General features: G+C 72.9%; 15 protein-coding genes. 5 read left to right on the plus strand and 10 right to left on the minus strand.

Annotated elements, in window-relative coordinates; all coding sequences use genetic code 11:
* Positions 1-260: 260 nt before the first annotated feature.
* Genes gatB through gatC form a run of 4 tightly spaced genes read right to left on the minus strand, consistent with a single transcriptional unit; the run spans position 261 to position 3849 of the window.
* A complete protein-coding gene (gatB, locus tag N8J89_RS34450; RefSeq protein WP_283661127.1) occupies positions 261-1772 on the minus strand; it encodes an Asp-tRNA(Asn)/Glu-tRNA(Gln) amidotransferase subunit GatB in 1512 nt (503 codons plus the stop codon).
* Positions 1762-2031, minus strand: coding sequence for a hypothetical protein (locus N8J89_RS34455; protein WP_252484989.1), 270 nt, complete (start codon positions 2029-2031; stop codon positions 1762-1764). The genes gatB and N8J89_RS34455 overlap by 11 nt, the downstream gene beginning before the upstream one ends.
* Positions 2028-3551, minus strand: coding sequence for an Asp-tRNA(Asn)/Glu-tRNA(Gln) amidotransferase subunit GatA (gene gatA / locus N8J89_RS34460; RefSeq protein WP_283661128.1), 1524 nt, complete (start codon positions 3549-3551; stop codon positions 2028-2030). Before gatA ends, N8J89_RS34455 begins: the two co-directional genes overlap by 4 nt.
* A 1-nt stretch (position 3552) precedes the next feature.
* Complete coding sequence (gene gatC / locus N8J89_RS34465; protein WP_252484991.1) at positions 3553-3849, minus strand: Asp-tRNA(Asn)/Glu-tRNA(Gln) amidotransferase subunit GatC; 297 nt, start codon at positions 3847-3849, stop codon at positions 3553-3555.
* 188 nt (positions 3850-4037) lie between these two features.
* Between gatC and N8J89_RS34470 the strand changes: the two genes are divergently transcribed.
* From N8J89_RS34470 to N8J89_RS34485, 4 genes are all read left to right on the plus strand, one after another.
* Positions 4038-4691: an ACT domain-containing protein gene (locus tag N8J89_RS34470; RefSeq protein ID WP_252484992.1), complete on the plus strand. Its 654-nt coding sequence runs from the start codon at positions 4038-4040 to the stop codon at positions 4689-4691.
* 72 nt (positions 4692-4763) lie between these two features.
* A complete protein-coding gene (locus tag N8J89_RS34475; RefSeq protein WP_283661129.1) occupies positions 4764-6182 on the plus strand; it encodes an alpha/beta fold hydrolase in 1419 nt (472 codons plus the stop codon).
* Positions 6183-6193: 11 nt separating this feature from the next.
* Positions 6194-7216 (plus strand): sensor histidine kinase, encoded by a 1023-nt coding sequence (locus tag N8J89_RS34480; RefSeq protein WP_283661130.1) that lies wholly within the window; start codon positions 6194-6196, stop codon positions 7214-7216.
* Positions 7213-7845 carry a response regulator gene (locus N8J89_RS34485; RefSeq protein WP_283661131.1) on the plus strand — a complete coding sequence of 211 codons (633 nt, stop codon included), beginning with the start codon at positions 7213-7215 and terminating at the stop codon, positions 7843-7845. Before N8J89_RS34480 ends, N8J89_RS34485 begins: the two co-directional genes overlap by 4 nt.
* On the opposite strand, the gene N8J89_RS34490 is transcribed toward N8J89_RS34485, so the two are convergent.
* A complete protein-coding gene (locus tag N8J89_RS34490; protein ID WP_283661132.1) occupies positions 7842-8618 on the minus strand; it encodes a Rossmann-fold NAD(P)-binding domain-containing protein in 777 nt (258 codons plus the stop codon). The genes N8J89_RS34485 and N8J89_RS34490 overlap by 4 nt on opposite strands.
* Positions 8619-8672: 54 nt before the next feature.
* Here N8J89_RS34490 and N8J89_RS34495 point away from each other — a divergent pair, with 54 nt between their 5' ends.
* Positions 8673-9557: an Lrp/AsnC family transcriptional regulator gene (locus N8J89_RS34495; RefSeq protein WP_283661133.1), complete on the plus strand. Its 885-nt coding sequence runs from the start codon at positions 8673-8675 to the stop codon at positions 9555-9557.
* A 24-nt stretch (positions 9558-9581) separates the two neighbouring features.
* Here N8J89_RS34495 and N8J89_RS34500 read toward each other — a convergent pair whose 3' ends face one another.
* The 5 genes from N8J89_RS34500 to ligA are packed head-to-tail and all read right to left on the minus strand — an operon-like array spanning position 9582 to position 13472.
* Positions 9582-9845, minus strand: a complete 264-nt coding sequence (locus N8J89_RS34500; RefSeq protein WP_283661134.1) for a PIN domain-containing protein — start codon at positions 9843-9845, stop codon at positions 9582-9584.
* A 10-nt stretch (positions 9846-9855) separates the two neighbouring features.
* Complete coding sequence (locus tag N8J89_RS34505; protein WP_283661135.1) at positions 9856-10077, minus strand: type II toxin-antitoxin system VapB family antitoxin; 222 nt, start codon at positions 10075-10077, stop codon at positions 9856-9858.
* Positions 10078-10084: 7 nt separating this feature from the next.
* A complete protein-coding gene (locus N8J89_RS34510; RefSeq protein WP_283661136.1) occupies positions 10085-10822 on the minus strand; it encodes a 3-keto-5-aminohexanoate cleavage protein in 738 nt (245 codons plus the stop codon).
* 9 nt (positions 10823-10831) lie between these two features.
* Positions 10832-11332 carry a GNAT family N-acetyltransferase gene (locus N8J89_RS34515; RefSeq protein ID WP_283661137.1) on the minus strand — a complete coding sequence of 167 codons (501 nt, stop codon included), beginning with the start codon at positions 11330-11332 and terminating at the stop codon, positions 10832-10834.
* Positions 11301-13472 carry an NAD-dependent DNA ligase LigA gene (ligA, locus tag N8J89_RS34520; RefSeq protein ID WP_502868513.1) on the minus strand — a complete coding sequence of 724 codons (2172 nt, stop codon included), beginning with the start codon at positions 13470-13472 and terminating at the stop codon, positions 11301-11303. The genes N8J89_RS34515 and ligA overlap by 32 nt, the downstream gene beginning before the upstream one ends.
* Position 13473 lies beyond the last annotated feature (1 nt).

The raw sequence follows: 13473 nt of genomic DNA on the forward strand, positions 1-13473 counted from the left end.
CCGGGGTTGCCGCTCGCGGCGGCCGCGCGCGGTGAGGTGCTGCCGGGCGGCGGGCAGGGCCGAGTGCCGGGCCAGGAGACCTGGGTCGGGTGCCGGGCGCTGCGGCAGCGGGCAGCGGGCAGCGGGCAGCGGGCAGCGGGCAGCGGGCAGCGGGCAGCGGGCAGCGGGCAGCGGGCAGCGGTGAGTATGACGCGGCCCGTGCCGCCCGGGAAGTTGTCCGGGCGGCACGGGCCGCGGTGCCGGCGTTGTCGCTGGTGGCGTTACTGGCCGCAGCGTTCCAGGACCAGTTCGCGGACGCGTTTGGCGTCGGCTTGGCCCTTGGTGGCCTTCATGACCGCGCCGACCACGGCGCCGGCCGCGGCGACCTTGCCGGAGCGGATCTTCTCGGCGATGTCGGGCTGGGCGGCCAGGGCCTCGTCGACCGCGGCGAGCAGGGCCGAGTCGTCGGAGACCACGACCAGGCCGCGGGCCTCGACCACGGTGTCCGGCTCGCCCTCGCCTGCCAGCACGCCGTCGACGACCTGGCGGGCCAGCTTGTTGGTCAGCTTGCCCTCGGCGACCAGGGCGATCACCCTGGCCAGCTGGGCTGGGGTGATGGCCAGGTCAGCGAGGTCGACGCCCTGGGTGTTGGCCTGCTGGGACAGGTAGGCCACCCACCAGGAGCGGGCCTCGTCCGGGGCGGCTCCCGCTTCGACGGTGGCCGCGACCAGTTCGAGTGCGCCCGCGTTGACCAGGTCGCGCAGTTCCGGGTCGGAGAGCTTCCACTCGGCCTGGATCCGCTTGCGGCGCTGCCAGGGCAGCTCGGGCAGGGTCTGCGCGAGCTCGGCCACCCACTCGCGGGACGGGGCGATCGGCACCAGGTCGGGCTCCGGGAAGTACCGGTAGTCCTCGCTGGTCTCCTTGCGCCGTCCCGGCCGGGTGCTGCCGGTGGACTCGTCGAAGTGCCTGGTCTCCTGGACGACCTCGCCGCCGCTGGTCAGCACCGCGGCGTGCCTGCGCATCTCGAAGTGCACGGCCCGCTCGACGCTGCGCAGCGAGTTGACGTTCTTGGTCTCCGAGCGGGTGCCGAGCACGCTGCTGCCCTTGGGCATCAGCGAGACGTTCGCGTCGCAGCGCAGCGAGCCCTGGTCCATCCGCACGTCCGAGACGTCCAGCGCCTTGAGCAGGTCGCGCAGCGCGCTGACGTAGGCGCGGGCCACCTCGGGCGCGCGTTCGCCGGTGCCGTGGATCGTCTTGGTGACGATCTCGATCAGCGGCACGCCCGCCCGGTTGTAGTCCAGCAGGGAAAACTCGGCGCCGTGGATGCGCCCGGTCGCGCCGCCCACGTGCAGCGACTTGCCGGTGTCCTCCTCCATGTGCGCGCGCTCGATCTCCACCCGGAAGATCTCACCGTCGTCGAGCACCACGTCCAGGTAGCCGTTGAAGGCGATTGGCTCGTCGTACTGCGAGGTCTGGAAGTTCTTCGGCATGTCAGGGTAGAAGTAGTTCTTCCGCGCGAACCGGCACCACTCCGCGATCTCGCAGTTGAGCGCGAGACCGATCCGGATGGCCGACTCGACCGCCTTGCCGTTGACCACCGGCAGCGCGCCGGGCAGGCCGAGGCAGGTCGGGCAGACCTGGGTGTTCGGGTCGGCCCCGAACTGTGTCGGGCAGCCGCAGAACATCTTGGTGTTGGTGTGCAGCTCGACGTGCACCTCCAGCCCCAGCACCGGGTCGAAGCGCTCGACCACGTCGGAGTAGGGCAGCAGTTCTGCCGTGACGTCAGTCGTCATCGCCGTCGTCCTCCCAGTCGGACAGGATGTCCCGCTTGAGCAGCTCGGACTGGAGCACCATCGTGCCGAGCAGTTCCTCGTCGTTGATCCCGGCGGTGCGCCGGGTGCACCAGGTGGGCGTGCCACTGGCGTCCAGGCACTTCACCACCGCGAGTGCCTCGATCGGGGTCCAGCCGTCGGGCAGCGGGAACAGTTCGAGTCCCCGCAGCACCTGGCCGACCGATTGGCGGGTGTCCTCCCGCTCGCTGCGTTCGCTCACCGCACGCCCGCCGCGAGGTCCGGCACCCGGTGGATCTGCGCACCGCCCTCGGCGTCGTTGCGCGCGACCTCGTAGGCCGCGGCCACCCGGTACATCCGCTCGTCGGCCAGCGCGGGCGCCATGATCTGCAGCCCGACCGGCAGCCCGTCCTCGTCGGAGAGGCCGCTGGGCACGCTCATCGCCGCGTTGCCCGCCAGGTTGGCCGGGATGGTGCACAGGTCGGCCAGGTACATCGCCATCGGGTCGGCGGTGCGCTCGCCGAGCCGGAACGCCGTGGTCGGCGTGGTCGGCGAGATCAGCACGTCGACCTGCTCGAACGCGCTGGTGAAGTCGCGCGAGATGAGCGTGCGGACCTTCTGCGCCGAGCCGTAGTAGGCGTCGTAGTACCCGGCGGAGAGCGCGTAGGTGCCCAGGATCACCCGGCGCTTGACCTCGGGGCCGAAGCCGGCCTCGCGGGTGAGCGACATGACCTGCTCGGCGTCCAGCGCCGGGTCCTCGCCGCCGACCCGCAGGCCGTAGCGCATGGCGTCGAAGCGGGCCAGGTTGGAGGAGCACTCGCTCGGCGCGATCAGGTAGTAGGCCGGCAGCGCGTAGGTGAAGTTCGGGCAGGAGACCTCCACGACCTCCGCGCCCAGCTTCTCCAGGGCGGCCACCGCGGCCTCGAAGGAGCGCAGCACGCCGGGCTGGTAGCCGTCGCCGCTGAACTCGCTGACCACGCCGATGCGCAGGCCGCTGAGGTCGCCCGTCGCGCCCTGGCGGGCGGCCGCGACCACCGGCGGGACCGGCACGTTCAGCGAGGTGGAGTCGAGCGGGTCGTGCCCGGCGATGACCTCGTGCAGCAGCGCCGCGTCCAGCACGGTGCGGGCGCAGGGCCCGGCCTGGTCCAGCGAGGAGGAGAAGGCGACCAGGCCGTAGCGGGACACGCCGCCGTAGGTGGGCTTGACGCCGACGGTGCCGGTGACCGCGCCGGGCTGGCGGATCGAGCCGCCGGTGTCGGTGCCGATGGCCAGCGGAGCCTCGAAGGCGGCCAGCGCGGCCGAGGAGCCGCCGCCGGAGCCGCCGGGGATGCGGTCGAGGTCCCATGGGTTGTGCGTGGGGCCGTAGGCGGAGTTCTCGGTGGAGGAGCCCATCGCGAACTCGTCCATGTTGGTCTTGCCGAGGATGACCACGCCCGCCTCGCGCAGCCGCCGGGTGACGGTGGCGTCGTAGGGCGGGATCCAGCCCTCCAGCATCTTGGAGCCGCAGGTGGTGGGCACGCCCTTGATGGTGAGCACGTCCTTGAGCGCCAGCGGCACCCCGGCCAGCGGCGAGGCGGGGGTCTCACCGGCGGCGATGGACTTGTCCACGGCCTCGGCGGCGGCCAGCGCGCCCTCGGTGTCCACGTGCAGGAAGGCGTGCACGGCACCGTCGACCGCGGCCACGCGGTCCAGGTGCGCCTGGGCGACCTCCACCGCGGAGACCTCACGCGAGTGGATCTTGCCGGCCAGTTCGGCCGCGGTGAGCCTGGTCAGGTCGGTCATGTCAGGCCTCCCCGAGGATGCGCGGCACGCGGAACCGGCCGTCCTCGGCCGCGGGCGCCGCGGCGAGCGCGTCCTCCCTGGGCAGCGAGGGGGTGATCTCGTCGGCGCGGAAGACGTTGGTCAGCGGCACGGAGTGCGAGGTCGGCGGGACGTCCTCGGCGGCTACCTCGCCGACCTTGGCCACCGCCTGGATGATGCCGTCCAACTGGCCGGCGAACAGGTCCAGTTCGGCATCGGTGACGGCGAGCCTGGCCAGCCTGGCCAGGTGCGCTACCTCGTCGCGCGAGATGGTGGGCACTGGTGGACTCCCTGAAAGTTGCTGCCCGGATGCGGGGCTTCGTTGCGGGCTGAGTCTATGGCGCGGGCCGTCACGGCCCCGAACGGGTTGTTGGTCTGGTCGTCACGCTGTGGATAACTGGACGGGTTCTCTCGACATGTGGACGGCGGAGTCGGTGTTGTCGGCCGGGTCTGCGACAATCGGCGGCCGTGTCCTTCCTGATCCGCGTGCAGCTTCCCGACCGTCCCGGCACCCTGGGGGCGGTCGCGTCGGCGCTCGGTGAGATCGGGGCCGACATCCTGAGCGTGGACGTGGTCGAACGCGGGGTCGGCGTGGCCATCGACGACCTGGTGGTGGAGCTGCCCTCGGGCCGGCTGCCGGACGTGCTGATCACCGCGGCCGAGTCGGTCGAGGGCGTCGAGGTGGACGCGGTCCGGCCCTACGCCGGCATCCTCAACACCCACCGCGAGCTGGAGCTGGTGGAGGAGATCGCCGCCGAGCCGCGCAAGGGTCTTGAGGTCTTCACCGAGGGCGTGCCGCGGATCATCCGGGCCGGCTGGGCCGTGGTGGTCGGCAACAACGGCGACGGCCCGTACCGGCTGGCCGCCAGCAGCGCGGCCCCGGAGACCAAGGCGATCGACCTGCCCTGGCTGCCGCTGGCCAAGGCGACCATCCTGGACGGCGAGGAGCCGTGGGTGCCCGAGACCTGGCAGGAGCTGGGCACCGAGCTGGCGGCCACCCCGCTGGGCAACCCGGACCGGGTGCTGCTGGTGGGGCGGCCGGGCGGGCCGATGTTCCGGGCGGCCGAGGTGGCGCGGCTGGCGCACCTGGCCGGGATCGTCGCGGTGGTCCTGCCCGACTAGCGCGGCGAGCGAGGTTCCGCGTCTGCCGGATTGCAGACGCGGCGGACCGGTCCTCAGCGCGAGCCTGGGCCGGTGACCAAGACCCTTCGCCTGCTCGCGGTCGCGGCCGGCGCGGCCGTGGCCGTCCTGCACGCCCCGCCCGCGACCGCCGCACCCGCGCTGACCTGGCGGGACTGCGGCTCCGGCCTCCAGTGCGCCGAGCTGTCCGTGCCCACCGACCACGCCAACCCGCGCGGGTCCCGCTTCGACCTCGCGCTGGCCCGCTACCCCGCCAGGGACCCGGCCACCCGCCTCGGCTCCATCGTGGTCAACCCCGGCGGGCCGGGGGCCTACCTGCACCTGTTGCCGCAGCTGGGCGGGCAGTTCGCGGACCTGACGCAGTGGTTCGACGTGGTGCTGTTCGACCCGCGCGGGATGGGGCGCAGCGCCGGGATCACCTGCCCGACCGGCGCGCCGATCCCGCTGGAGTGGACCTTCCCGGACGAGGCCGCCTACCGCGCGCACGTGGCGCGCAGCCGGGAGTTCGGCGCGGGCTGCGCCACGGCCGCAGGGCCGCTGGCCGGGAAGCTGGACAGCTGGCAGGTGGCGCACGACCTGGACGCGATCAGGGCCGCGCTCGGCGAGTCCAAGCTGCGATACCTGGGCAACTCCTACGGCACCGTGTTCGGCCAGGCCTACCTGTCCCTGTTCCCGCACCGGTCCGGGCGGTTCTTCCTGGACAGCGTGTACGACCACACCAACCGCTCGCAGCGGGACTGGGCGGCCTCCCGGGCCGAGGTGGCCGAGCGGAACCTGCACCGCTTCGGCGACTGGTGCGCGCGCACGCCGGACTGCGCGCTGCACGGGCGCGACCTGGTCAAGGTGTGGACGGACCTGGTGGCGCGGGCCGAGAGGCAGCCGATCCCGGCGCCGGATGCGAAGTTCGGCGGGCCGGGCACGGCCTCGCGGATCGTCTCCAGCACGCACTCGGACTTCGAGCGGGACTGGCCGCGACTGGCCCAGGCGATCGCCGAGGCGGACGCCGGTGATGCCAGCAAGCTGGTCGGCGTACCCGCGATCCCGGTGGAGACCGACGTGAACCGGCAGATCAACTGCGCCGACTTCCCCTACGCCACCGACTACCGCGAGGTGAGCCGGATCGTGGCCGGGATCAGGGCCACCGTGGCTCCGCTGCTGGGCTGGCGGCACACCTGGGTCAACGTGCTCAAGTGCGCCGGGCTGCCCGAGGTCACACCCTTTGCCCCGCAACCGATCCCGCCCGCGCACCGGCCGCCGTCGCTGCTCGCCGACGGCATCCACGACTCGGTGACCACGGTGGACTACGGGCGGCGGGTGACCGCGCAACTGCCCGGTTCCCGGCACATCGCGGTGGTGGGCGGGCACGCCAACTACCTCTACGCGGGCAACCGCTGCCTGCGCGGGCACGTGCACCGCTACCTCACCACCGGCGCGCTGCCGCCGGCTGGCCTGACCTGTCCGGCGAACACCTGAAGACTGGCCGCATGAACGACGCCACGCTGGCCGGCATCGCCTTCCTCGCCCTGCTGGGCGGGGTGCTGCTGGAACGCGGCGAGCTGTCCTGGCCGCCGGTGCTGCTCAGCCTGGCGCTGAGCCTGCCGCTGACGCTGCGCCGCCGGTACCCCGTCGCGGTGGCGGTGGCCTGCGCGGCGGTGGCCTTCGTCGGCACCGGGTTGCCCGGCTGGTCGGGGCGCACGGTGGCCGCGGCCGCGTTCTGCTCGGCGGTCTACCACCGCGGCGAGAAGTTCGGGCCGGTGGTGGCGCTGTCGGTGGGCTGGACGGTGCTCTACGGGCTCAGCGCGCCGGCGCCGCCCAGCACACCGGTGCTCACCGAGGCGGTGCTGCTGGGCCTGGCGCCGGTCGCGGCCGGGGTGGCGCTGCGGCTGCACCGGGAGCGGGTGCGCTCGGCGGTCGCGCTGCGGCAGGCGGAGCTGGCCAGGGTGGTGGCGGACGAGCGGCTGCGCATCGCCAGGGACGTGCACGACGCGGTCGGCCACCACCTGACCGCGATCCGGTTGCAGGCCATGGCGGCCCGGCGGGTGCCCGAGGCGGCGCCCGCCGCGCTGGCGCTGATCACCGACCTGTCCGCCACCGCGCTGACCGAGACCAGGGGCCTGCTGGCCGAGCTGCGCGAGGATCCAGGGCTGGACCAGGTGACCGAGCTGGCCGCCCGGCTGGCCAGGAGCGGACCGCGGATCACCGTGCGGGGCTTGGAGATCGGGGTGCCGGAGCTGGTGGGGCGGCACGCCTACCGGATCGTGCAGGAGGCGCTGACCAACGTGCTGCGGCACTCCGCGGCCACGGAGGTCGAGGTGGAGCTGCGCCGGACGGGGACGGAGCTGGTGATCACGGTGTGCGACAACGGCCGGAGCGTTGGTGAGCCCCGGCCCGGCCACGGTCTGCGCGGGCTGGCCGAGCGGGCCGCGCTGCTCGGCGGCACCTGCACCGCCGGGCCGGCCGGTGACGGCTGGCTGGTGCGGGCCGTGCTGCCCTGGGAGCCGCGATGATCCGGGTGCTGCTGGCCGACGACCAGCAGCCGGTGCGCGCGGCACTGCGCCTGTTGCTGGACGCCGAGCCCGACATCGAGGTGGTCGGCGAGGCGGCCAACGGCGCGGAGGCGGTGCACCTGACCCGCTGGCGGCGGCCGGACGTGGTGCTGATGGACATCCGGATGCCGCACCAGGACGGCCTGGCCGCGATCGAGGAACTGGCCGGGACCCCGGCGCGCATCCTGGTGCTGACCACCTTCGACCTGGACGACTACCTCTACCGCGCGCTGCGTGCCGGTGCGGCCGGGTTTCTGTTGAAGGACAACGATCCCGAGCTGCTGACCACGGCGATCCGGGCGGTGCACGGCGGGCACGGGCTGATCGATCCCAAGGTCACCAGCGGGCTGATCCGGCGCTTCGCCGAGCTGGCCCCCGCGCCGCCGGGCCCGGAGCTGGCCGCGCTGACCGACCGGGAGCGGGAGGTGCTGCGGGCGCTGGCCCGCGGGCTCAGCAACGCCGAGATCGCGGCCGAGCTGGCGGTGGGCGAGGGCACGGTGAAGACCCACGTGGCCAGGGTGCTGGCCAAGCTCGGGCTGCGCACCAGGGTGCACGCGGTGATCTACGCGCACGAGCACGACCTGGGCTAGAACTCTGCCGCGTGGTCAGCCACCCACTGCCGGAAGCTGCGCGCGGGCGAACCGGTCACGGTCGCCACGGTGTCGGTGATCTCGGGGCTGGGCTGGCTCGACATCGCGGCGTAGGCGTCCAGCAAAACGTCCACAAAGGACAGTGGCAGGCCGTCGGCGAGCAGCTGCCGCCGGGCGGTCACCCGGTCCAGCTCGACCCAGCGCAGCGGGCGGCCGAGCACCTCGCCGATGATCCGCACCTGCTCGGCCTGGCTGAGCACCTCGGGACCGGTCAGCCGGTACACCTGGCCGTGGTGGCCCTCGCCGGTGAGCGCGCGCACCGCCACCGCCGCGATGTCCGCCTCGTGCAGCATGGCCAGGCCCAGCCCGCCGTACGCGCCACGCACCTGCTCCCCCGCCCTGATCTGCCCGGTCCACCACCGGGCGTTGACCGCGAACGTGCTGGCCCGGATGACCGTCCACTCCAGACCCGACCGCCGGATCAGCTCCTCCTGCGCGTCCATGCTGAGGTCGCCGACCGCGCCGGAGCAGAGGAAGACCACCCGGCGCGCGTGCCGGGCGATCTCCGCGAGCACCCCGGGCAGCGCTTCGCCGCTGTGCAGCGGCCAGATCAGGAACACCGCGTCCACCTCGCGCAGACTGCCGGTCAGGCTCTCCGGGCGGGCCAGATCCGCGCGATCTCGGGGCAGGGCAACGGCTTCCGCGCGAAGCTGGGTCATGACCTGGCGGCCGACGTTGCCGGTCGCCCCGGTCACCAGAACTCGTGTCGTCATGGCTGCACGGTCCGGCCCGGATGCGGATTCCCGCCCGTGAACTACGGTGATCCGGTGGAATCCGTCATTCTGGACGAGTTGGAGCGGGAAATCGTCACGACCCTCCAGCAGGACGGCCGCGCCCCGTTCAGCCGGATCGCCGGGGCGCTGGGCGTCTCGGAGAACACGGTGGCCCGCCGGTACCAGCGGCTGCGCTCGGCCGGGCTGCTGCGGGTGGTGGGCTCGGTGTACGGCCCGCTGGCCGGCTACACCTCGTGGACCCTGCGCATCCGCTGCACCCCGGACGCGGCGACCCCGATCGCCACCGCGCTGGCCCGTCGCCCGGACACCTTCTGGGTGCACCTGCTCTCCGGCGGCACCGAGATCTCCTGCCACGTCCAGGCGCGAACCGAGGCCGACCGGGACACCCTGCTGATGGACAAGCTGCCGCGCACCGCCAGGGTGCTGGACCTCAGCGCGCACGCCCTGCTCGGCGAGGCGGGACCCGTTGTGCCACTGGACGACGGCGACCACGCGCTGCTGGCGGCACTGGCCAGGGACGGCCGGACGAGGCACACCGAACTGGCGGCGGCCACGGGCTGGTCGGAGTCCACGGTGAAGCGGCGGATCGACGCGCTGCGGGAGAGCGGGGTGCTGGTGTTCGAGGTGGATGTGCCGCCCGCGGCGCTCGGGCTGCGTGCCGAGGCGCGGTTGTGGCTGACCGTGCGGCCCTCGGCGCTGCGCCGGGTCGCGGCGACGGTCGGCGGGCACCCGGAGGTGAGCTTCGCCGGGGTGACCACCGGGCGGACCAACCTGACCGCGATGGTGGCCTGCCGCGACGCCGGGGAGTTGTACCGGTACCTGACCGAGCGGGTGGGCGGGCTGGCCGGGGTGCACTCGATGGAGACCGCGCCGGTGGTGCGGACGGTGAAGCGGTCCGGGGCGCTGCTGCCGCGCTGAGGGGTCAGGTGGCCTGGGCGGAGTTCACAGCGCGTGCACGAGGACGGCACCGGTTCGGAGCGCGACCGCCGCGATGAGGCAGTCCATCATCGAACGAACGGTGTGGCCGGTTTTCCGCACCGCGCGGTACAACTCGGAGCCGGTGTGGAAGTCCACCGCCGGGTCAACGCCGAGCAGCGTGAGACTACTGAGCGCCTGGTCCAGCCGAATCAGCCGGAACCCGTCCAAACCCGACCGCACCTCCAAGATGACAGGTTCCGTGGTGGCCAAGGAACCAGGGTCACGCATCAGCTGCCGATCAGGCGCTGTTCCACGCGCACTCCGGGTTGTCGGCCCTCATCTGTTCCAGGTCACCCTCCCAGCCGATGCCTTCAAGAGACAGCAACTCTTCCGTGGTGATCTTGGGACCGACTAGCCTGCGCAAGGCGAAATCTACGGCGTCTTTCTTGGTCCTCAGGCCATATCGCCGCATGGCCTCGTCGACCAGCTCCTCATCGATGTCGATGGTTGTGCGCGCCATACACCAACTATGCACCTTGGAGGGTCTGGGCGGCGCGGACCAGGGCGGCGTTGTCCGGGGCCGGGGTGCCGTCGGGCAGCACCAGGGTGTCCTCCAGGCCGATCCGGCGGTGCAGGCCGAGGCGGACGGCTTCGGCGAGCACCGGCCAGGCGCCGCCCTCCTCGCCGTGCAGCAGGATCGGCAGGTCGGGTGGCAGGAAGTCCAGCGCGGCGAGCAGGTCGGTGGCGGCGGCCTGGGCGCGGTCGGGGTTGGTCTCCTGGACCTCGGCCAGCACCCGGACGGTGCCCGCCGGCACGCCCTCGACGCGCAGCAGGGCCGCGGCCTTGGTGGTGAACACGCCGAGCTCGATGCCGACGCCCGCGCGGTGCAGGGCGGCGCAGACCGGCAGCCAGCCGGGCTCGTGCACGTTCACCGAGGCCACGTCCGGGCGGCCGGCGGCCAGGCCGGACCAGCCTTCGACCAGCTCGGTGCGGCGCACCGGGTCCGGGGTGATCCAGGCGCCGGTGCTGACGCCGATCTCCACGCCAGGGGCGGCCGCGCGCACGGTGGCGACCACGGTGGCCAGCTCGGGACCGGCCAGGGTCTCCAGGCCGACCGCGTCCCTGGGGTGCAGGTGCACCGAGGTGACGCCCAGCTCGGCGACCTCGGCGACCGCGGTGGCCAGCTGCCAGGGGGTGATCGGCACGGCGGGGTGGGCCTCAGCGGGGCGGCTGCCGTTGGGGCAGCACTGAAGCAGGGGAAGCATGCGGCGCTCCTAGATCATTTCCCGGACGAAACCGTGCAGCAAGACTCCCGGGACCGGGGAGAAGTCGCGCGACGGCAACCGGGTGAACCCGTGCCGCCGGTACAGCCGGTGTGCCGCGGCCATGGTGGACGTGCTGCACATGACCACCCGGCTGACGCCCAGGTCAGCGGCCCGGTCCAGGACCGCGCGGAGCAGCTGTTCGCCGATGCCCTTGCCGTGCTGGGCCGGGTCGACGGCGAGCATCCGGAACTCCAGTTCACCCGGTTCGGACACCTCGGCGAACTCGGTGCCGGGCCGCACCACGGTCACCGTGCCCAGCAGCCGGCCCTCGTCATCGGCGGCCACCAGCAGCTCGGCCGCACGGGCGCGGGCGGCCGCGTCCCGCAGCGTGGTGCCGTAGTCGCTGCCTTCCGGGATGAACCCGCCTGCCTGGTAGGCGGCGACGGTCAGCTCGCCCACCGCGTCCAGCTCGGCCGGTTCAGCCCGCCGAACCCTGATCTCCGTCGCCATCTCCGGCTCCCCCGTCCGCGCCGACCGTGGCCACCTCGGCGGCTGCCTCCGGACCGGACTCCAGCAGCACCCGGAACCCGTCCTCGTCCAGGACCGGCACCTTCAGCTGCACCGCCTTGTCGTACTTGGATCCTGGCGCTTCGCCGACCACCACAAAACTGGTTTTCTTCGACACCGAGCCGACCGCCTTGCCACCCCTGGACAGGATGGCCTCCTTGGCCTCGTCCCTGGAGAAGCCGGGCAGGCTGCCGGTGACCACAATGGACAGTCCGGCCAGCGTGCGCGGCATCGACTCGTCGCGGTCCTCGGCCAGCCGCACCCCGGCCGCGGCCCAGGCGTCGACCACCTCGCGGTGCCAGTCCACCTCGAACCACTCGCGCACGGCTTGCACGATGGTGGGCCCGACGCCGTCGACCGCGGCCAGCTGCTCCTCGGTGGCCTGCGCGATCACCTCGATCGAGCCCAGCTCGCGGGCCAGGTCCCTGGCCGCCTTGGGGCCGACGTGCCGGATGGACAGCGCGACCAGGATCCGCCACAGCGGCCGGGTCTTGACCGTCTCCAGGTTCTCCAGCAGCTTCTGCCCGTTCGCGGACAGCCCGCCGGCCATGGTGCGGAACAGCGGCACCTGGCGCAGCTTGTCCGCGTCCAGGTCGAACAGGTCGCGTTCGTTGGTGTAGACGTCGGAGGCGACCAGGGCGGCGGCGGCCTCGAAGCCGAGCACCTCGATGTCCAGCGCGGACCGGCCGGCCAGGTAGGACAGCCGCTCGCGCAGCTGCCCGGGGCAGAACTGGGCGTTCGGGCAGCGGATGTCGACATCCGCCTCCTTCATCGGCCGCAGCGTGGCCCCGCACTCCGGGCACTCGGTGGGCATGATGAACTCGCGCTCGCTGCCGTCGCGGGCCTCCACCACCGGGCCGAGCACCTCGGGGATCACGTCGCCCGCCTTGCGCAGCACGATCCGGTCGCCGATCAGCACGCCCTTGCGCCGGACCTCGTTGGCGTTGTGCAGGGTGGCCCGCGCGACCACCGACCCGGCCACCTTGACCGGCTCGGTCACCGCGAACGGGGTGACCCGGCCGGTGCGGCCCACGTTGACCCGGATGTCCAGCAGCTGGGTGGTGACCTCCTCCGGCGGGTACTTGTAGGCGATCGCCCACCGCGGCGCGCGCGAGGTGGCGCCGAGGCGGCGCTGGTGGGTGACCTCGTCCACCTTGACCACCACGCCGTCGATCTCGTGCTCGGCGTCGTGCCTGCGCTCGCCCCAGCCGGTGATGTAGGCGGTGACCTCGTCCACAGTGGACAGCACCCTGGTGTGCGTGGAGACCCGCAGGCCCCAGGCCTTGAGCGCGTTGTAGGAGTCGGACTGCCGGGCCGGTTCGAAGCCGGCCCGCTTGCCGAGGCCGTGGCAGATCATCCGCAGCGGGCGGCTCGCGGTGACCTTGGGATCCTTCTGCCGCAACGATCCGGCCGCCGCGTTGCGCGGGTTGGCGAACGGCGGCTTGCCCGCCTCCACCTGGGCCGCGTTCAGCTCGGCGAAGTCAGCGAGGGTGAAGAAGACCTCGCCGCGGATCTCCACCAACTCCGGCACCGGGAGCTCCGCCGTGCCGACCAGGCGCGCGGGCACGTCGGCCAGGGTGCGCAGGTTGAGCGTGACGTCCTCGCCGGTGCGGCCGTCGCCCCTGGTCAGGCCGCGTTCCAGCCGCCCGTCCCGGTAGAGCAGGTTGACCGCGAGGCCGTCGATCTTCAGCTCGCACAGGAAGTGCGCGTCCGCGCCGACTTCCTTCTCCACCCGCTCGGCCCAGGCCTGGAGCTCCTCGGCGTTGAACGCGTTGTCCAGGCTGAGCATCCGCTCCAGGTGGTCCACCGGGACGAACTCGGTGGCGAAGCTGCCGCTGACCCGCTGGGTCGGCGAGTCGGGGGTGACCAGGGCCGGGTGCTCGGCCTCCAGCGCTTGCAGCTCGCGGAAGAGCTGGTCGAACTCGGCGTCGGAGATCACCGGCGAGGTCACGTAGTACCGGTACTGGTGGTCGGTGATCTCCTGGGCCAGCTCCGCGTGGCGCTGGCGCGCCGCCGCGGTGACGTCTAGCTCACTGCTGTCGTTCCTGGTCACAGCGGCAAGCCTAGTCAAACCCACCGACAGT

The sequence above is a fragment of the Crossiella sp. CA-258035 genome (assembly GCF_030064675.1).
GTDB lineage: Bacteria > Actinomycetota > Actinomycetes > Mycobacteriales > Pseudonocardiaceae > Crossiella.